The sequence below is a fragment of the Luteibacter sp. 621 genome (assembly GCF_050435445.1).
Classification (GTDB): Bacteria; Pseudomonadota; Gammaproteobacteria; order Xanthomonadales; family Rhodanobacteraceae; genus Luteibacter.
The window spans coordinates 224,638-243,221 of sequence record NZ_JBNDKI010000001.1 but is presented as its reverse complement, the minus strand read 5'-3'; the positions used below and the strand labels follow the sequence as shown (position 1 = coordinate 243,221).

The following is an 18,584-nucleotide window of genomic DNA, read 5'->3' as shown; positions in this document are numbered from 1 at the left end:
GCAGGGGGCCGGTTCCATCCCTCCATCCTGCCATCAAGGACACTCCAATGACATTTCAGACCATGCGCGATGTCGTATCCAACCCGATGGGCACCGCCCGTCTGCTCGAAGGATTCAGCACTCTGCGTCGTGCGGCGCAAGCGGGCATCACGCCGGGGCAGTTGCGTGTGTTGTACCAAGACCTCGCCCGGTGTTCCGAAGCAGACGTGCAGGGCTTCATGAGGGTGGGTGAACTGCTCGTTGCCGGGGAGCTCCGGCTGCGCGGCCAAGCGTTCGGGGAAGGTGGGGAGCCGGTGTCTGCGTGACGACAAAGTCGCGCGCTTTGAAGCCATCCGGTCGTCGTCAAAAGCCGCCCCGAGGGGCGGCTTTTGACGTGACGGGCATGGTCCGCAGGGAAGGGCGTCAACGTCACCATGCGACCAGCAGAAATGGCGAAAGCCTGGCATCAACGGCAGCGTCTGACCTCGCCGACCCCTGGTCTGGTGGTTGGTCAAGGGGTATCCCGGGACAATTGTTTGGCTTGCTTGACACGGCCGGCACGGAAGTTACGATCCGGGACACTTCCCGGTACACCCGGAATGTGTCCCGAGCCATGGGAGAGAGGGGTTGATCTGAGTCCCACTCTCTCCGCCAAGCCAAATATCTCCCCGATCCATCAGGCACTTACCCGTGTCCCGATAGAAACCGCTTGGTCAATCCGGTTGGTCAATTCCAACCATGTATCTCCCTCACCGCCTCTGGCGAGACCCGAGCGGCGTGTTTCACTTTCGGCTCGTCGTCCCAGTCGATCTGCGTCAGGTCTTCGGCAAGAAGATCATCAAAGTCAGCAGCGTCGTGGGTATTGTGACCAGCGCTGACGGGACGACGACCTGGCAGGTCTAGGTGAAGTAACGCTGGCGCACATGCTGTTCGAGAAAGCTCGCTTCGGCGGCCTTTCTCGTAGAATCGGGGAGCGTCGAATCACCGGGGAAGGGAATGCGCCACCAATGGATCATCGTCGCGGCCAGCTTGGTCGCTCTCACGGCATGCACGACAAAGCCGCCGCGCCCGGACCAGCTGAGGCGCCCGACGGACGATCGCCTCCTGGCGTTTCAGGCCCCGAGCGATGGCGACGCCTCGGTCACGGTCACGCGCGACGTGGGCGCCCTCATGAGCGCCTGCTATATCGCCGTCTTCGTCGACGGGATGCCAGCTGCCAAGCTCGCCACGGGCGAGGCCGCCACGCTACACGTTCCTGCGGGCGAGCACATCATCGGCGCATGGAATACTGGCTCAGGCCTATGCGGGTACCGGGAAGGGAAGGACCGGCGGGAGCAATCGACGGTCCTTCGGCCCGGCGACGCAAAGCGGTACCGCGTCACGGTGAATCAGGGCTCCGGCATCGAACTCAGTCCGACCACGATGTAGGGGAAGGACTACAGACCCTGCGCCGATATCCGCTGAAAATAGCCCGTCCAAGGCGTGAACAGGGGGACTGGATATGGCAGTAGAGCTGGGGAAGTGTGAGTGCTGCGGGCACGGCATCAGTAGCAGGGCGCCTTCATGCCCACGGTGCGGGGATGTCATCCCGGTCCGGCGAAGCGGGCACGAAATGTTCGCGTACGCGGTGGTTTTCCTGATCTCGATCCCGAGCCTGCTTGGGACGGTCTGGGCGCTGTTCCTCGCAACCGGCATTTCGGCCCCGCAGCAGTGCTCCGTTGTCGCGGGATGCATGGCGTTGACCGTGATCCCGTACTGCTACGCGCGGGCGGTTGAAAAGCGAGACGGAAGGTAGTCGCGAACGGCTTGCAGCACACCCATAAGGCCCCGCGAGGGGCCTTTCTCTTTGGTCGGGCGTCGCTATGCGCTGTGGCTCGTTGATGCTCTTGAGCCGAAGCGGCCAGCTCTGCAGGCGCGTCGCTCGGTGAGTGGACCAGGATGACCCGCAGGCGGTGCGGGCGGTTGTGGAACGAACCGCCGTACGCCATCGCCCTGGTACGAAGCGTCGCCCAGTCGCACGGTATCGTACGCTACGTCTCTGGCCGCTAGCGATTTGCACGAGGATGAAACAGGTGTCAAGGTTATATATCCACTTAATGTTGCTCGCAGCGTGCCTGGCTCTCGTCGGATGCGGCGAGGACAACGCCGTGGTGTGGCAGGCGCACGTGAAGTCCCCCAATGGCCACTACCAGGTCAATGTCGCGACGATTCAACAGGGCGGTCCGGGGAACGCAGCCTTGTATACGCGTGTCAAACTGAGTCAGCGTGATGATGGCGACGGCATTGATATTGTCGACCTTTCGCACAATCGGATGGACGAAATTGCTGGCGGCCCGGTGAAGGTCGTCTGGCTCGATGACACCAATCTTCGCATCGAGTACGTCGCTTCGAGTCATGTCAACTTCCAGGCGATAAAGGCAGCTGCGGTGGCCATAGAGACGCTGCCTATGTCTAAGTAGGAAGGAACCTTGGTTCACGTTTCGTCCCGGCGGCATCAGAAGCTGACGTCGATAGGCCATCGGATGTTGGTGCCTTGTGGTCGTCGCGGTTGTCGATGTTGGTCGCAACTTGAAGGAGGCATCGGACCGTTTCTCAAGGGAAACATCGTGTCCGTTCATGAGACTCGTCAATCGTAAGCGCAGCCGCACCGTCTGACACCTGAGAGGTGTTCTGTCAGTCGATATACCTAGTCGTAGAACAACGCGAGACGATTGCTATCAGAGAAGGTGCGGTAAATGCATCGCGCTCATGGCCGTCGTTGACAATGCTGCTGCAACGTATCCGGAGACAGACAATGCGTGACGTTTCCTCTGTCAGGTGGAGACGCAAAGACGAAAAGTTCGTGGACGCCACAAAGGGAAAATGATGAATCACCGTGCAGTCTTCCTGCTCGTCATCGTCGTATTGCTCCTCGGTCTCGGATATACAACCTACAAATGGATTGACGTATCGGTGTCCTATGGCTATGCGTCGTCGGGAGAGGACGAGGCGCTCGTCGCAAACAAGAAGTTCAGGCGACTGCTGCTCGCCGCACTGAAAGGCCAGGAGAAGGCCCGGGTAGTATTACTACTTAACGAGGACGCGAGGGCGCATCCGGAAGACCATATTCTCATTAAGGATGAGGGGCGTTCCGTGTCTTACGAGAGCCAGGATTTTCGCTTCAGTGAACAGGGCCGCCTGGAAGGCATCGGGCAGGGGGTTGGTGTGCCGTCGCCTCGAGCGTGCGACGGTCCCGAAGCTCCCAAGGACGCCCCCTAGCGTTGCGCCATAGCTGTTTGCGGTGCGCTCACGGCCGTTTGGCTCCCTGGGTTTAGCTGTCCTTGTCCGTCCGCCGCCAATGGTCTCCAGCGCGGACGATGGGGGGAGCGCGCAGCCTCCTGCATCGCTCTCGCCGGGGTTCAGCGGCGCGTGCCGGAATTCCTCGATATCCTGTAGGAAGCTACGGTTGCTGTTCGCGAACAGGGAAATCCGAGATTGGGCATCGGTCAATGGTCAATGACATCAGGTTCAAACGGCTTGAAAAGGCGAAAGAAGCCACGTTGCAACCGGCAGGCGCAGTAACCTGCCTTGCGATAACTTTGGCGTGGCACACCGGATAGGACGGTGAGGAGGTTGCAAAGGATGAGCCGTGCCCCCCAATCGCCTGACGGGCGCTATGCAGCGAAGCTGCTTTTTCAGACCAGATTTGAAGACGACAAGCCGGGTGGCTTTCGAACCGTCGAGGAACGTATTCTGCTCATCGAGGCGGACACGGCGGATGCCGCCTATCAGGCGGCGTTGAAGCGGGGGAAAGAAGGGTCGTCCACGTTTACAAACGATGCGGGCGCGCAGGTCTTCATCGAGTTTGTCGGGGTCACTGACCTGATGAATCTGGGTCCTGAGGTCGAGACCGACGAGGTCTGGTACGAGATTCGGCGGATGAAGGATCCCATGCAGCGAAAATCCGACCTGGTTCCAAAGAAGGCCGACCTGTCAGCGGTCCGGCTTGAACGTCGGCACAGCGCGGACTCCGCGCTGGCGCCGCACCGGAGATCTCCCAAGCGATAGAGGATGGCAGCACGTTTATGGCCAATGGCGTTCGGCGGGCTGTCGCTTACGACACGCGGTGTCGGTTGGGAGAGCGGCTTAGGTTATGAGGATTGTTGAGCGCGACAATGGACAAAAAGACACTCACTACTGAGCAAACTGGGCGGAGCGGAGAACACCGGGTGCAAGAGTGCCAACACTGTCTGAGGTTACTTTGCGCCGAGTCTTCGATGGTGGTCACTGACGTGGCTGGTAATAACAACACCGCCAATCCGGGGAGATATCCGTGATGTTCAGAGCGATTGCGTTGTCCTGCGTCATAGCTTCATCGGTATGCTCTCTGAGTAGTCGAGCAGCGGAAAGCCCCGTCACCCAGCGCACTGCCCAAGTGGTCGACAGCGGCTCGTATGTGAGCAAGGCGGCCATCGCTATTTGGGGGCAACCTAGCCGGGATCCCAGGGCACGAGTAGCCATACAGATGACCCAGTGGGTGAGACGGAATCCGGACCAGGTGACCGATGCGGACATCTCCATCCTCGCGGGTCTTATGCGGCATGACGATGATATTGTCCGCCGCGAAGCCGCCGCCTCACTTGGGTTTGTGGGGCACCGTGCGGTATCGGCTGCTCCTGCCCTTATTCAGGCGCTCCGTGCGCGGCCATGCTCGCCTCAGCCGGCCATGCCCGCAGACACTATACGCGTTGCACTTGAACGGATTGGTGCAGAATCGGTCAACATCCCCTGTGCGGATCCGTTCGGCTCTCCATAAGGAGCCGCAAGTCTAAGGCAGCGTCACATGAGGCGACGCGCGCCATCAGGTCGCTCGAGCAAGTTGGCGATCCCCTCACAACACTGACTGTTGAGTATTGGCCATGACTGTCGCGAAGTTGCTGATTTCCGTCTGTGCGTTCTGCGTGATGAGTGAGCAGGTCGTAGCCGGCGAAGCTTCAATTTGTACGCCGAAAGATTCAGTGCAGGTCGAGTCAAGTGTCTCGAAGGTACGCGACTGGCGAGGGGTTTACGCATCATTTCGTGCGAACAGAGCATGTAACGCCGAGACTGTCGTCGAAGTGTGGGCCGCCTACAGCCAGATTGTGGCTAGACTCTTTGCTAACCATTGGGACAAGTCGAATGATTTCTTTCGGCTGGCCTCTGAGCACGCAGATTTCAAGAACTTTGTAGTCAAGCATCTGGCAGATGAAACGATCCCGGAGGATGTTCTCCAGGTAATACGGGTTCATGCGCGGAGCAGCTGCAGCTACGGCTTCGAAACGATGTGTAAGGAGATTGATGGGGCGACGCGGTAGCCGGGCGTTTGACGCCGCGATGGTGCGGCGGCGATGACGGACGAAACAGTGCGCCCGTTAGTCGCGGGTGGCGGCTTATTGTCGGGAAATCGGAATTGGCTGTAACGTCTGGTCTGCGCCTTGGCTTACGAGGATTGTTGAACGCGACAATGAACGAACATGACGCTCAATGGTTCTTCGTGTTCTTTGGACTTTTCTGCGTTATCGCGGGTGCCCGCCAGATTGTCGCTCGCAAAGGCATCCTTCGTGGCAAGTCGAAGAAAGCTGTCCATTTTGAAGGGCGTGAAGCGGTAGTGCGCGGCGTTAGTGCGCGGCGTTATCGCAGCAGCTGTTGGGCTATCGGCCTTATTGTGGGGCGTCTGCAAGCTGATGACGGGGTGAGTGTATGCGACTAGCAGCCTGTTTTTTCGCCGTTGCGTTTGCTCTCGCGTTGTCGGCCCATGCGAGCGGCCCAGATGTGCCCGGGCAAATGGATGCTTACTCGTACGTGCACCATTCGGCGGCGGCCATTAGGTCAGCAACAAACCGGGGAGACCGCGCCAGGGCTGCGATAGCCCTCTCGGCATGGGTCCGCAAGAATCCAGGGCAGGTGAGTGACGCTGACATGCCGATACTCGCGGGGCTCCTTTCGGAGGACGATGACATCGTCCGGCGTGAAGCTGCAGGGGCCCTTGGCTTTCTGGGGCCGCGGGCAAAGCCGTTCGTTCACCAGCTTCTCGATGCGCTCAGGGAACGTCCGTGTTCGAACCAGCCGGCGATGTCTGCTGACGCCATTCATGTAGCGCTCGAGCGTATTGGCTATGGACCCATGGGATTTCCTTGCACGGACCCCTCGCGGTCGCCTCCCACCGCACCCTAGTCGCGTCGGTGTCGAAGATCAGGGCGTCCGCCTGACCGGCGGGGCTATGCACCTCGCGCCTGCAGGCGGGGTTTGTAGTGCCTTCTTCACCCGGCATCGCCGCCTGTACTCTCTCTCTACAAGCAAAGAAAAAGGGGCCGGAAGGCCCCTTTTCCTGTTCACGACAACGTCCTTGGGTGCAATGCCTGCTGGCGCCACGCTCATCGGGGCCGAAGACATCAACGATGACGGAGCGCGGGACCTTGTCTTCTTCAACGCAACAAAGCGGGTGGTCACGGTCTGGTTCATGAACGACACGTCGGTCAAGACGGTCGTCGGCCTCGGTGATTTCGACGCGGACGGGCATGCCGATGTGCCGACACAGAATCAAGTGCGGCACCTGTCGTTTTGGAGTCGCCTCGTTGCGGGTGGTTTCAGCGAACACAGCATCGGTCTGGACGCAGCGAGCGAGGTGCCGACCCGTTGGAGCGTGGTGGCCGCCCAGAACCACTAGCACAGTGAAGGGGGAGGGCTGGCGTCCCGCCAGCCGTCAGTGGCCCGGAACAGGAACGGGCTCAACGTGGCCCGATGGTCCGATTCGACAAGGACGGGTGGGCTGCACGGGCCGGGGTTGCCTGCGTGTGTCGACAATCACGGAGGCAAGGTAGTGGCCCGTCCGCTGGGCGAGAGCGACAAGCCTGCCTTGAATGGTCGCGGTCCACCCTTGATCGTTGCCGATAGCCGTCCATTCGACGCGGCCGCCGTCACTCAGGTCCCCGCGCACCCTGGCCGCATCGATGCATTGTTGCGCGTCCACGCCGGCAACCAGGCGGACGATGTCCGGGGTCTTGGCATTCCAGTCAGAGGTGAGCGTTATCTCGAGGGACACTCCATCCGCCGTTCTAAATCGGATGGGCGAATGCCGCCAGCCGTTGGATGTTTTGTGCACTTGGTCGTGAACGCCGAAGAGCGCTTCCACGTCCGCTGTGGTTCCGGGAACGAGCGGGATGACACGGCCAACGAAATCCGCAAGGGGCATTTGCGCAGGTGCTTGTTGCGTGGCCGCCGGGGCTGCTGTCGAGGTAACAGCGATGAAGGCGACACAGGAGGGCAGGGCGCGCAGGCTCATGGAGTCAGGTCCTCATGGGCGGTCATCGATGGTCCAGGTGGCTGCCCAGCGGGATGGACGAGGCGGGGATGTCGCCAAGCCGTTAGGTTGTGCCATCGTAAGACGATGAGGTCGTCGGCAACAGCACCTTCGATGTGGCAGGGCGCACGTGACTCGACAACCAGTGGCGGGCGCGAGCGGGATATAAAAAAATCGCTCGGAGCTGCCTGCCGAATCGGCGCATTAGGACAACCCCGGCCGGAATGGCCAGAGACGCACGGTGCCTCATCCTCTGGTTGCCAGGCGACCCGGGCCTAAAGGCTTTCATCCACGACTTGCCTTCTTCGCATCCAGGTCCCCACCTCGTCGTTTTCGAACTCCTCGCCGCCAGCCCGCTCACGGCCAACAAGCCAGTTTTCTCGAGCATGTTCGGTCATGGCGATTCACGCGAAAAAGCCGTAGCCAACAGTTTCGTCAAGACGATGATTGGCCCGCTCCACGTCATGCTGGAGTCCTTGTCCAACCACGTGTGTGACCCACCCCAGACCGCCATTGAGGCCTGGGCGTCGGCGACAGCAGGCTGGAAGGTCTTCGAAGGGCAGGTGATCACCGAGGAATCCGAGGGATCAACGCATTCGCTCAGCTCGATCTACCGTGAACACGGCTGGCCAGCCCTTCGCCGGATGTTCGAAGCAACGCAAAGCCGCGGACCTCACGCCATTAGCGTCTCGCTCGTCAGCTTCAAAGGGGAGGTGAGTGGCATCGATATCCTGCTGGATAACGAGTCATGGCTCGAAGCTATCGAGCACTTCCGAACGCTCCCGTGGCAGGCAGGGCCGGGCTATGAATCCGCCCGCCATTTCGCCATTGCGCTGGAAAAGGATGTGGCACCGTGAGCCTCGCCGATCGGAGGGCGGGACGCTCACCGTTGCGCGATGCGGAGCTGACGATCTAACGACATCGATTCGGAGATCCAGATGCTGCACTCCCGCGGATCAGGTTCCCATGCGCCGCCTTTCTTGCGCATGATCGTGATACCGCCGGTACCGCACAGCCCGCCACATACGAAGCCATAGCTGAACACCGCCACGTCATGGCGTTCGTTGAAGGCGATCGCGGAGAAGGTGAGGAGCGCCGCTGATATGCCTGCCTTCACGGCGTCCTTGACCGGCTTTCCTTGTCCAATCAGCCGTTGCGGATCGGTAGGGCGCCAAGTCGACCGATCAACATAGTGGATGGACGGGTCCGGCCCGAGCACCTTGCTGAGATCATCGATGCGTTCAGCGGGGCGCTTAATGATCGCTTCGATATCGGGGTGGCCCCCGCAACCGCCGTCGTCACCCTCGGGGCGCATCGGCTCAGCGACACGCGCCACGTTGACAGCGTCATGGCTCTTGCCCATCCAATGACGCAGGAAGGCCTTGTAGACGGCTGCTGCGTCCGTTGAAGTTGTTGCGTCTTGCGCAGGTACGTCTGCTGGCCCGACCGACGCGGCTGCCATACCGATCACTACGAAGGCTAAGAGCCTTACGGTCCTCATGTAGTTGTTCCCCTGGTTCGTGGCAGGAAAGCGGCGTGGATTGTGTGGGTCAAGGTCGAACATCCGTGCCCTGGCCGTCAGGCCATGCGCATCAGATCGTCTCGCACGACATGCCCTGGACCATCGATGGAGCCGTGCTTAACGGGGGCGAATCCGTAGCTCTGTGGAGGCTCCCCGTTCTTTTGCGTGGTGTAGTACATGTGCCCCGGTGTGGACGTGGCGCCTGGCTCCTTCTCTTGCGTAAGGGGCGTTCCGGGTGCGGCTGCGTACACCGTTACGGTGTACCTATCCTTGTCCATGTCTGTTGCTCCCTTACTCGCCGGTGTTGTAGTAATCGTCTACGCGTACAGTAGTGGCGACGCCTTTGAATGCGGGCATCGGCTCGATCGTCGATATCTCGGCGATGTAATGTCCATCGCGTTTGGCATAAAAGCCACAGGCAGATAGATTCGACTCGTCATCGAGCCCTGCATAGAGATGGAGTCGGCAGACCGTCGGATCTGTGCGGGGGCGTGGCTTACCGGTATTTCCGGCTATTATCGTTTCGGTGTCTTCGGTCTCAATAGGTACCCGAGTGCCGTGGTCGTCGTAGACGATACGGACGCGGATCAGCCGGGTGTGGAGTCGGACGTCGTCGACCGCCGGAAAGTCCGGCGCATGGGGTACATCCACGCCGATCATTAGGTGCCGCTTGGCGTCCACATTGCCGCTGTTGATGTCGAACGGGATGGTGATGCTGTTACCCGAGGCATCGAGCGCAAAAGCGGCTGACACGGGAATCGTGCCTGGCGCGCTACGAGATTCGGACATGGCGTGGGCTCCCGCTCCGATGGTTATGGCACAGACGAATAGCAGGCCAATAGTGGCTCTGTTACGCATATCCGGCGACCTCTCTCCTGTGATTCCGAGTAGATAGTCGCACACCCATCCGAATGGAGCGAGCCGCGCCTATGTAGCGTATCAACGCTGTACGCGCAAATCGGCAGGTTTCTTTTGCACATCCATATCTAAGCAGTATCCGATGCCATCGGATACGCTTTTGAGTTCGATCAAAAACACGCCAAATGGTAGGGCGTTGAAGTCGGACGGACTACACACGATGTCCCAAGTTCCTACAGACATCATCAGCAAACATTTGCTACCGTCGTCTCGTTGCCCGCGCGCGCACTTCACCCCCGCCGCGCAGGCAACCACCGCCCAAAGCGGTGAAAGTCGCGAGCCAGAGGTGTTACGAGCACCCCTGACCCGCTAACCAAAACCAACTGTTGGAGAGCTGATTTGGCTACCCCCGATCATACGGCACTCGCTCGCCCGCCGAATCCCCCCGGCGACACCTCGACGGTCAACGGGCCGCCTGCATAAGCCGCAGGCACGGTTGAAGAACCGCGGCGAAGCCTTCTTTTGAGGTGATTCTTGATCGAATGAGGCAGGCGAGACGCCTGGCACGCCTCATCGGTGGCCTTCGCCCGAATACGTCGTCAATCAAGCCACCCGGAGCCCGGCCACGGGCAGCCGGAGAACCCGCGATCGTATGGTCCGTGGCATGGCAGGTCGTGTTGACTGTCGTGCCACGTTAGATCGTGGTGTGGCTATACACGAGAGAGAATAATGAGAGCACCGAACGAAGCGCCGGTGAGCGAACTGCCCGCAAGCGAAACCACCACCGCGCAGGACATTCACGATCTGATGAACGAAGCGACGATGTGGCTTCAATACTCCCGCGGTGTAACAACCACGCTGGCTGATCTCATTCACGAGGCAGAGGAAGTGGACCTGAGACGGCTGGCACTGGCGCTTGAGGCCATCGCAGCTATGACGAGGCAGGGCGCCAGTCAGCTCAGTGAAGCGCGTGCCACTGCTCACTGGATCGCGGCGATCGGCGACGCGAACAACGCGTAGCCAAGGAATCGTCCTTCGTTGGCCCGGTGATCCTTGTCGAGATCGTTGGCTCATCTGAGCTCGATCTGTAGTGCAGCCGGGCCGGAATAAGGAACCACTAGTAGGGAAGCAGGGATTCACTGTTACTCTGCGACGGCGGACCGCGCCACCTGTGCTAGATACGCTCAACCTCATTAACCATCGTTTCTTCGTTCCCAGGGACAGAAATCATGGCTCTCCCGAATGCCTACGCAAGCCATCTCTCCGAGTTTGGTATCGATCTTCAAGAGGCCTTTGGCATCGCCGACGTTGCGATGGATAGAGAAGCAACTCTGCGAGCGATAGCCATCCTGGCGGAAGAGGGCGCCACTATCCTGGGTGGCGACGTCTACTTGGACTCAGGGATGGGGCTTCGATTCGCCATGGCAAACTGGTACACGGAAGGCCAGCCGGGTGAAAGCGATCAATCACTCGCCGCGCGCTCTGTTAGCGACAGCCGAAACTACGTTTCCGGCTTCGAAGCCTCGACAAGTGAGACGGCCTATTTCTCGTTGGTGATCCGGCAAGACTAACGGAGTCAGGCACGATCTGCCGTTGGAACTCGCGGGCCAGCGGCCACTGGGCTCGACGATGGGCCACCCGGGAGGTGACGCGGCACGGCGTTGTATCCTACGGTGTGACGAAGCCCGCAACGCGCATGGACGAGAGACCGCTAATAATTTCGCGATGTGTTACCCGGTAGCCCTCCCTTCACACAAATCATTGCGAATGGCGAAGGAAGGTAACAGCGCTACAATTATCGGGCGATTCCGGTGGCCGCAGCGATCTTTTGAGGGGCGCGCCAGGTGATCCGAGCCGAGGAGCACACATATTGAGTACCGTACTTGCCGCATTGGCCAACGATTTCTTCGAGCGGGTTAATGCGGAGCTAAAGCCGTTGGGTTTCAGGGGTTCGAAAAGCGACCAGGCGTTTCGGATCCGCACGAAGACGGGAACAGGGGTGGCACACTACGCGGCAGTTCGCCATCCCGGCGTCGATTTCGCTGTGCAACTGGACTTCGGCGTTCGCATTGATGCGGTAGAAGCATTAACGAATGATTTCCCCGCCTCATTGAATCCCGTCCGACGGAAGAAAGTGGCGACGCTGGGTGTCGGCTACGGAAATCTGATCCAGGGATCGCCCATATCCTGGACCATCGCAGGCGCCGAGGATGTTCCTTTCGCGGTGGACGAGTTCATGTCGGCCGTCGTGTCGACAGGCCTTCCATTCATCGAGAAGTATTCGGATATGACGGAGGCGCTGCAGGCCATGGGCGGCAATGAGCCTGTTCACTGGGAGCTGATGCCGCTACACGACAAGCGAGCGAGCCGTTCGCTGATCCTGGCTTACCTCCTGCGCAACAGAGCCGTTTTCGACAGGCTGGCAAAGGAGCACGAGGAGAACCTGGTAGCCCGCAACCACATGGGCCTTGATGATTTTCGAGCGCTGGTCGCCGACCTTCGCGAAGCGTGGCCCTAGCTCCCAGCGCAGGCGGTGCACGTTGTGCCGCTCGTCAACGCCGCGTCACCGTGGCAGGATCGAGCCATCGGACGGCGTTGGGGGCGCACGAATGCGAACGGTGGCACGTTACGGGGTCTACGGCACCCTCCTGCTTGCTGTTCCCGCCCTTGTCGTAGCGGTTCCCGCCGTCGCCGGCCGTGATCTGCCCGAGCTCCCTTATTACCTGATGCTCCTCGCCTGCCTGGCGGCCTGCGCGACCGCGCTGGGCTGCATGCGCTCGCCGGGGTACGACCGGCGCACGATGTTGAGCCTGGCCATCGGGTTGGGATGCTGGGCGATCGGCATGGCCGATGCGATCGCCACTTCCGGGACCGATGACAACGCCATCGTCAACTACGTGTTCTTCATCGCTTACGGGCTACCCCTGCTTTATGCGGTTTCGGCAAGTCGCGATGAGCCGACGACGCTGAGCCGGCGCGTCGTCGATGCGATCCTGCTCATCCTTCTGGTAGTCCTGTGTTACCTCGGTGTCGAGGACCTGCAGGATAGCGATGGCTTGCTACGCCATGAGTACGTCGGTTGGGTGGCGGCGGCGTTCGATGTCGAGAATGTGTTTCTCTTTATTGTCTTTTTTATCCGCACCATGGCGGCGGATGATGACCGAGAGTATCGCTTCTTTCGCGCCACGACAGCCTTTCTCGGCGTCTACGCCGTCGCGGCTGCGGTCCACAACCATGACGGCCTTTACCCGGAGACGGTATGGCTCCAGAAGGTCACCGATGCGTTACCCGCCGTCGCATTTATCTTGCTTGCGTGCCTGTTGCACGGAAGCCGCGCGCCGCGCCCGTTCAAGCCGCCGTATCGGCGCTGGGCCCGGTTGATCTCCACCGGCTTCGCCCCGGGCGTGCTGCTTGCTGCCGTCTTCGCGATGAGCGTGGGTATTCGGGAATCGCATGGCGCCGTAGGCCGCGTTGCCCTCGCGCTGGCGATGCTGGCCTACATCGTTCGGATCGTACAAACGCAGTTCTGGTTCGCGGCGACACGCGATCGCCTCAAGGAGGCGCTTTCGGCGGTCGAACGCCTGTCGTTGCTCGATGAACTCACCGGGGTCCCGAATCGCCGCGCATTCGAGCAGGCGCTTGTTGCGCTCACCGGGGAGGCGCAACGGGACGGTCGGCCGCTAAGCGCGCTGATGATCGATGTTGACCTGTTCAAAACCTTCAACGACACGCTCGGACACCCCGAGGGCGATGTGGCCCTGGTGGCAGTCGCGCGCCTGCTGGCGGGCACGTTACGCCGACCCGCGGATTTCATTGCCCGTTACGGCGGCGAGGAATTCGTGGTGCTTCTGCCGAACACGCCCGTCGAAGGCGCTGAAGTAGTAGCGCGCCGCATGACGCGCGCCGTCTACGACGCAGCGCTGGATTTTCCGCAAGGTATTGATAGCCGGGTGACCGTTAGCATTGGCATCGCTTCCGGTGCCGTGACGAAGGGGTTTGATCTCGTGCGACAGGCGGACGTTGCGCTCTACCGGGCTAAGCAATCAGGGCGAAATGGGCACGCGGCCCATAATGTGGCCGCGTAGAGGCACACGTTGCTTCTCGATTGCCTCAAGAATGCCTGTTGCGCAGCGCCACCGCCCACGCATGCTGCAACGCCGTCTCAAGCTGGGTCACGCTAAAGGGCTTCACAATCGTGGTAGCCGCAGGTGGCGCGTCATCCATCGCCTCAGCGGGGTCCGACAGCATCACGACCACGGCCATATCCGGATTACGCGCCCGCGCCTCCTCCAGGTAGGCCCCCGCGTGGTCCTCGCCGGGCGCAGGTACGGCAGCCACCAGGAAGTCCACTCGCGCCCGCTCCAGCACCTGGCGGGCGGCGCCCGCATGTGTCGTCGCCACGACGACATCGAAGTCGCGACGCAGTAGGGAGTCTTTGACGGTATCGGCAAGAGACGGGGAGGGCTCGATAATCACGGCGAACCGACGCTCGAACGGTGTGGGCATGGGCGGGCCTCCTGCGAGTTACCCGTAAACCTACACCACGTCGCTACCGATGGCGATTCAGGTTCGTGGGCGCGCCCGTTTCCCGGGCTCCACGTCGTTCATACATGCCGATGGGAACGCTCGGGGCGTGCCCCTTGCCATTGCCGACATCATGCCCGACGCTCACAACCAGCCCAATCTCCCCAAGCCTGCTGCAAGGCTGGAGCTGGCGAGTCCGTACGATGTCCAGCTCCGGGCTCTGGTGATGCGCGTCGACGAGCGTGCCGTTCGCGAGGCGGCGGAAAAGGTGGGCACCAATGTGTGGGCCGTCTGGGCGGAGATTCAGTCGAATCCGGCGCGTTATCCCAGGGGTCCCGACCTCCGCCTGCCACCGGGACGAAAGTGACGGCCCGTGATAATACGATTGGCTGATACCCGCCCCGCGACAACGCGCGTAGGGTCATAGGCTGTACCGCGGAGGTCAGCCATGGTTACCATTTCTGTTCGTTGCACAGATCAGCGTGCCCGTGACTGTTTCAAGACCGTGGAGGTCGAGACGGGCGTGGCCGAGCTCACTCCAGCGCAACTTGCCGATATCTTCGATGCGGGCGCACCCAAGCCGCCGCTGATGTCTCCGAAATCAGCCGCGTTCGCGGTCGACACCACTTATTTCGTGCAGGTAAGCCTCGACGACACGGTATGCGCATCGTGTTTGAGAGATCGATCGTCCGAAATTCCGGAGTGACCTGTCGGTACGATGGCTGGCGGAGTCTGCACTAGTTGCCGGAAATGGCCTGCACTGCCTTGGCTGCCACGGGATAGCCACTTAACTGCAGGAGCAATGCAATGAGTGACGTAGCGCCAATTAGCGCAGCGGAAACCCCTGCAAACGCACAAATGGCGAGCTGCAGTTTGGTCGGGTAGTGACTCAAAGACTTTGTCAGTGCAGCGATTTCCACGTGAGTCGCGCGTATATCGGCACGCAGTGTTTCCTCGAGACTGCCGATCTTGCTGTCGATCTTGGCGTCAAGCGTGGCGATCTTGTTATCGATCTTAGCGTCAAGCGCGGCAATCTTGCTATCGATCTTGGCGTCAAGCGCTTCGATCTTGCTGTCGATCTTGGCGTCAAGCACAGCGAACTTATGATCGAACTTGGCGTCAAGTGCAAGGATGTCGCTTCTCATCGTGTCGACGGCACGCTCGACAAGCGTGACCTTTTCCTTGGTGTCGCGTACGTCGCTGCGAATTTCCGAAATATCGCGACGTACATAGAAAAATCCGTCTTCCAAGCGGGTTACTCGTGTGTGTAAGCCGATATCATCAGGTGGCCGTCCCGCACTTGCAAGCGCGCTCATAGCGGTTTGTCCGTCGATGCCAATGCGTGTGTCGAATTGAGGCGTATCCACGATGCTCCCGATGCGTTGGCTGGATGAGGTCACCCATGCTACGAAAGAGCGGCGTACGAATGGCCCGCGAGGTCGCGTAGGAATCGGCCGACATTTCAAAAGAAAACGGGGCGCCTGAGCGCCCCGTTCAGCACACACATCAAGCAGCCAATCAGCCCTTGATAAACGCCAGGATATCCGCGTTCAACTCATCCGGATGCACCGTCAGCATACCGTGCGGGTAGCCCGGGTAGATCTTCAGCTTGCTGTTCTTCAGCAGCTTGGCCGAGAGCAGGGCGGCATCCTTGTACGGCACCACCTGGTCATCATCACCGTGCAGGACCAGGGTCGGGACCGTGATCTTCTTCAGGTCTTCGGTCTGGTCGGTTTCGGAGAACGCCTTGATGCCGTCGTAATGCGCCTTGGCCGCACCGGTCATGCCCTGGCGCCACCAGTTCAGGATGATGGGCTGCGATACCTTCGCACCCGGGCGGTTGAAGCCGTAGAACGGGCCGGCGGCCACATCCCAGAAGAAGTTCGAGCGGTTTTCGGCAAGCGCCTTGCGGAAGCCATCGAACACTTCGAGCGGCAGGCCGCCCGGGTTGGCTTCGGTCTTCAGCATCAGCGGCGGGACGGCGCTGACGAGCACGGCCTTGGCCACGCGGCCGTTCGGCTGGCCGAAGTTCGCGACGTAGCGCGCCACTTCGCCACCGCCGGTAGAGTGGCCAATGTGCACGGCATTCTTCAGGTCGAGGTGTTCGACCACGGCCCACGCATCGGCGGCGTAGTGATCCATGTCATGACCATCGCTCACCTGCTGCGAGCGGCCGTGGCCACGGCGGTCGTGGGCGATGACGCGGAAGCCCTTCGCCAGGAAGAACAGCATCTGCGCATCCCAGTCGTCCGCCGAGAGCGGCCAGCCGTGGTGGAACACGATCGGCTGGGCGTCCTTCGGACCCCAATCCTTGAAGAAGATTTCCACGCCATCCTTGGTGATGACGGTGGAGGACTCGACGCGGTGGCCGCCGGCAGCCGCCTTGCCCGGAGCGGGTGCGGCGGCAGCGGAGGTGGTGGTGCCGGCGGCGAGGGCTGCACCGGCAACCATGGCGCCTGCGGTCAGGCCGGCCGAGGTGACGAACTTGCGCCGGGGGGCGTCATGCGACGCAGTGGTGTCGAACTCGCTCACGGGAGATCCCCTACATTATTAATGGTTGGGGAACTATGCGGGAGCGTATCGATTCCCTCTTGCACATGCCTGCTGTCCAAAACAGACAAACGCGGACATGACGCCGCAGGCTCAGGCAATAGACCCACCACCGTCTACCGTAATGGTCGAGCCCGTGGTGAACCCGGTGCCTGCGGCGTAGAGCACCGCGTTGGCAATATCTTCGGCTTCACCCACGCGCTTGGCCGGCAGCTTGCCCGCGGCGGAGGCGAAGAATGCGCTGCGCGTGGCTTCATCCATGCCGTTCCACAGCGGTGTACGGATGACGCCAGGCGACACCGCATTAACCCTTATGGGGGAGAACTCGAGGGCAAGCCCACGGACCAGGCTCTCAAGCGCTGCGTTGATCGCACCCTGCAACACCGATGTGGCGCTGGGCCGCACGGCCAGGAAGCCCGACACCAGGGTGAGCGAACCACCGTCACGAATCTTCGCCGCACGGGCAACCCGGTAGGCGCCCCAAAACTTGCTCTCCATCGCGGCGTAGGCATCGTCGAGCCCCAACTGGCGGACAGGGCCACCCGGCGTCTTGGCCGCCGACACCACCACGTGATCCCAGGTCTGGCCACCGAGCAGGGTCTCGACGGCAACGTTATCGGCGGTATCGAGCTCCACGGCCCGGGCGCCATGCCCGATGGCATCCGCGGCTTCCTTCAACTTGCCCGCCGAGCGCGAAGCGATAGTGACTTGGGCGCCGGCCGCGGCGAACGCCTTGGCGGTGGCCAGGCCGATGCCGGAGCTGCCGCCGACGACGAGGATATGCTGGTCAGTGAACGTGTTCATGTAAGTTCTCTGCAAGGAAGGAGGAGGTGGAGGCACTATGATTCTTGCCGCCGGACCGAAGAAGCCTCGCCGCCCTGAAAGACTCTTGCCGGACCATAAACAATGCTCGACAACCTGCTCGAACTGACCATCTTTGCTCGCATCGTTGCCACCGGCAGCCTGTCAGGCGCCGCCCGCGATCTGGACCTGTCCCTGGCGGTGGTGAGCAAGCGGTTGACGGCCCTCGAGGAGCGCCTTGGCGTCCGGCTTCTACAGCGAACCACGCGCCGCCAGTCGTTGACGGAGGAGGGCGAGGCCTTCCACGCCCGCTGTGTGCGGATCCTCGCCGAGGTACAGGAAGCCGAAGCGGCTGTATCCCGAACCCGCGATGCCGTGACGGGTGTGCTGCGAGTGGCCGCCCCACGGGCCTTCGGCCGCCGTCGCATCGCGCCGCTCGCGGTCGCCTTCCGTGATGTCCATCCCGAGGTATGCGTGCAGCTCACCCTGAGCGATGCGCTGGTCGATATCGTGGAAGACGGCATGGATGTCGCCATCCGCTTTGGCGCGCTGGCAGATTCTTCGCATATCGCCCGCCGCCTCGCACCCAACTACCGGATCCTGTGCGCTGCGCCCGCATACCTTGCTCGCCGCGGCATGCCGCAGGAGCCGGTAGCGCTCGCGAAGCACGACTGCATCATTTTCGGTGAGCACCCGACGCGCGAATGGACGTTTCGAGACAAGGATGGCGAATCCTCAGTTAGGGTCAACCCTGCGTACGTCACCAACGATGGCGAAGCGGCGCATGCATTGGCGCTTGCCGGCGGCGGCATTGTGCAGAAATCGATATGGGATGTCGGCGATGACCTTGGGACCGGACGACTCGTTCGCGTGCTGCCGGATCACGCCATTCCCGCTGCCCCGCTGCATGCGCTCTACGCCAACGCGCAGCACCTTGCACCAAAGGTAAGGGCGTTCGTTGCGTTTTGTGCCGACGCGCTGGAGAAGGACTGGCGCTGGGGCGAAGCCTAGTCCGGCCCGCCACTGGGGGCT

Annotated in this window: 24 protein-coding genes; 17 read left to right on the top strand and 7 right to left on the bottom strand. The window is 61.2% G+C overall.

Translation table 11 applies throughout. The annotated features are described in order from the left end of the window. The first annotated feature begins 47 nt into the window (after positions 1 to 47). From ABIE56_RS01160 to ABIE56_RS01120, 9 genes are all read left to right on the top strand, one after another. Entirely contained in the window at positions 48 to 305 is a 258-nt protein-coding gene (locus ABIE56_RS01160; protein ID WP_429241998.1) for a hypothetical protein, read from the top strand. Positions 306 to 717: 412 nt separating this feature from the next. Next, complete coding sequence (locus ABIE56_RS01155) at positions 718 to 882, top strand: DUF6538 domain-containing protein (protein ID WP_429241997.1); 165 nt, start codon at positions 718 to 720, stop codon at positions 880 to 882. A gap of 93 nt (positions 883 to 975) precedes the next feature. Then, on the top strand, positions 976 to 1,407 hold the full coding sequence (locus ABIE56_RS01150; protein ID WP_429241996.1) for a hypothetical protein: 432 nt from the start codon (positions 976 to 978) through the stop codon (positions 1,405 to 1,407). 668 nt (positions 1,408 to 2,075) lie between these two features. Next, a complete protein-coding gene (locus ABIE56_RS01145; RefSeq protein ID WP_429241995.1) occupies positions 2,076 to 2,438 on the top strand; it encodes a hypothetical protein in 363 nt (120 codons plus the stop codon). Positions 2,439 to 2,844: 406 nt separating this feature from the next. Then, positions 2,845 to 3,237, top strand: coding sequence for an Imm58 family immunity protein (locus tag ABIE56_RS01140; protein WP_429241994.1), 393 nt, complete (start codon positions 2,845 to 2,847; stop codon positions 3,235 to 3,237). Between the two features lie 363 nt (positions 3,238 to 3,600). Then, a complete protein-coding gene (locus ABIE56_RS01135) occupies positions 3,601 to 4,026 on the top strand; it encodes a DUF4288 domain-containing protein (protein WP_429241993.1) in 426 nt (141 codons plus the stop codon). An 851-nt stretch (positions 4,027 to 4,877) separates the two neighbouring features. Further along, the gene (locus ABIE56_RS01130; protein WP_429241992.1) at positions 4,878 to 5,312 is read left to right on the top strand and encodes a hypothetical protein; all 435 of its coding nucleotides are present in this window, start codon (positions 4,878 to 4,880) and stop codon (positions 5,310 to 5,312) included. A gap of 149 nt (positions 5,313 to 5,461) precedes the next feature. Beyond that, positions 5,462 to 5,707: a hypothetical protein gene (locus tag ABIE56_RS01125; protein ID WP_429241991.1), complete on the top strand. Its 246-nt coding sequence runs from the start codon at positions 5,462 to 5,464 to the stop codon at positions 5,705 to 5,707. 510 nt (positions 5,708 to 6,217) lie between these two features. After that, complete coding sequence (locus ABIE56_RS01120; protein ID WP_429241990.1) at positions 6,218 to 6,664, top strand: hypothetical protein; 447 nt, start codon at positions 6,218 to 6,220, stop codon at positions 6,662 to 6,664. A gap of 36 nt (positions 6,665 to 6,700) precedes the next feature. Here the strand turns inward: ABIE56_RS01120 and ABIE56_RS01115 are convergent, their stop codons facing one another. Continuing rightward, entirely contained in the window at positions 6,701 to 7,279 is a 579-nt protein-coding gene (locus ABIE56_RS01115; protein WP_429241989.1) for a hypothetical protein, read from the bottom strand. A gap of 242 nt (positions 7,280 to 7,521) precedes the next feature. Between ABIE56_RS01115 and ABIE56_RS01110 the strand changes: the two genes are divergently transcribed. Then, positions 7,522 to 8,154: a DUF6348 family protein gene (locus tag ABIE56_RS01110; protein ID WP_429241988.1), complete on the top strand. Its 633-nt coding sequence runs from the start codon at positions 7,522 to 7,524 to the stop codon at positions 8,152 to 8,154. 26 nt (positions 8,155 to 8,180) lie between these two features. Here the strand turns inward: ABIE56_RS01110 and ABIE56_RS01105 are convergent, their stop codons facing one another. Beyond that, a complete protein-coding gene (locus ABIE56_RS01105) occupies positions 8,181 to 8,798 on the bottom strand; it encodes a hypothetical protein (protein ID WP_429241987.1) in 618 nt (205 codons plus the stop codon). A 312-nt stretch (positions 8,799 to 9,110) separates the two neighbouring features. Then, positions 9,111 to 9,608: a hypothetical protein gene (locus tag ABIE56_RS01100; RefSeq protein ID WP_429241986.1), complete on the bottom strand. Its 498-nt coding sequence runs from the start codon at positions 9,606 to 9,608 to the stop codon at positions 9,111 to 9,113. A gap of 822 nt (positions 9,609 to 10,430) precedes the next feature. Between ABIE56_RS01100 and ABIE56_RS01095 the strand changes: the two genes are divergently transcribed. From ABIE56_RS01095 to ABIE56_RS01080, 4 genes are all read left to right on the top strand, one after another. Continuing rightward, the gene (locus tag ABIE56_RS01095) at positions 10,431 to 10,697 is read left to right on the top strand and encodes a hypothetical protein (protein WP_429241985.1); all 267 of its coding nucleotides are present in this window, start codon (positions 10,431 to 10,433) and stop codon (positions 10,695 to 10,697) included. Positions 10,698 to 10,906: 209 nt separating this feature from the next. Next, complete coding sequence (locus ABIE56_RS01090) at positions 10,907 to 11,248, top strand: hypothetical protein (RefSeq protein ID WP_429241984.1); 342 nt, start codon at positions 10,907 to 10,909, stop codon at positions 11,246 to 11,248. A 299-nt stretch (positions 11,249 to 11,547) separates the two neighbouring features. Beyond that, the gene (locus ABIE56_RS01085) at positions 11,548 to 12,195 is read left to right on the top strand and encodes a hypothetical protein (RefSeq protein ID WP_429241983.1); all 648 of its coding nucleotides are present in this window, start codon (positions 11,548 to 11,550) and stop codon (positions 12,193 to 12,195) included. Beyond that, positions 12,149 to 13,762 (top strand): diguanylate cyclase, encoded by a 1,614-nt coding sequence (locus ABIE56_RS01080; RefSeq protein ID WP_429241982.1) that lies wholly within the window; start codon positions 12,149 to 12,151, stop codon positions 13,760 to 13,762. Before ABIE56_RS01085 ends, ABIE56_RS01080 begins: the two co-directional genes overlap by 47 nt. A 25-nt stretch (positions 13,763 to 13,787) precedes the next feature. Here ABIE56_RS01080 and ABIE56_RS01075 read toward each other — a convergent pair whose 3' ends face one another. After that, complete coding sequence (locus ABIE56_RS01075) at positions 13,788 to 14,183, bottom strand: hypothetical protein (RefSeq protein ID WP_429241981.1); 396 nt, start codon at positions 14,181 to 14,183, stop codon at positions 13,788 to 13,790. A 127-nt stretch (positions 14,184 to 14,310) separates the two neighbouring features. On the opposite strand from ABIE56_RS01075, the gene ABIE56_RS01070 reads away from it, so the two are divergent. Continuing rightward, positions 14,311 to 14,568 carry a hypothetical protein gene (locus ABIE56_RS01070; RefSeq protein WP_429241980.1) on the top strand — a complete coding sequence of 86 codons (258 nt, stop codon included), beginning with the start codon at positions 14,311 to 14,313 and terminating at the stop codon, positions 14,566 to 14,568. Positions 14,569 to 14,649: 81 nt separating this feature from the next. After that, positions 14,650 to 14,907, top strand: a complete 258-nt coding sequence (locus ABIE56_RS01065) for a hypothetical protein (protein WP_429241979.1) — start codon at positions 14,650 to 14,652, stop codon at positions 14,905 to 14,907. A 31-nt stretch (positions 14,908 to 14,938) separates the two neighbouring features. On the opposite strand, the gene ABIE56_RS01060 is transcribed toward ABIE56_RS01065, so the two are convergent. The 3 genes from ABIE56_RS01060 to ABIE56_RS01050 all read right to left on the bottom strand — a co-directional run bounded on the left by ABIE56_RS01060 (position 14,939) and on the right by ABIE56_RS01050 (position 17,555). After that, positions 14,939 to 15,568 (bottom strand): hypothetical protein, encoded by a 630-nt coding sequence (locus ABIE56_RS01060; RefSeq protein WP_429241978.1) that lies wholly within the window; start codon positions 15,566 to 15,568, stop codon positions 14,939 to 14,941. 151 nt (positions 15,569 to 15,719) lie between these two features. Beyond that, positions 15,720 to 16,652 carry an alpha/beta fold hydrolase gene (locus ABIE56_RS01055; protein WP_429242223.1) on the bottom strand — a complete coding sequence of 311 codons (933 nt, stop codon included), beginning with the start codon at positions 16,650 to 16,652 and terminating at the stop codon, positions 15,720 to 15,722. Between the two features lie 192 nt (positions 16,653 to 16,844). Continuing rightward, complete coding sequence (locus ABIE56_RS01050) at positions 16,845 to 17,555, bottom strand: SDR family oxidoreductase (RefSeq protein ID WP_429241977.1); 711 nt, start codon at positions 17,553 to 17,555, stop codon at positions 16,845 to 16,847. A 102-nt stretch (positions 17,556 to 17,657) separates the two neighbouring features. Between ABIE56_RS01050 and ABIE56_RS01045 the strand changes: the two genes are divergently transcribed. After that, the gene (locus tag ABIE56_RS01045) at positions 17,658 to 18,563 is read left to right on the top strand and encodes a LysR family transcriptional regulator (RefSeq protein ID WP_429241976.1); all 906 of its coding nucleotides are present in this window, start codon (positions 17,658 to 17,660) and stop codon (positions 18,561 to 18,563) included. Positions 18,564 to 18,584: the final 21 nt, after the last annotated feature.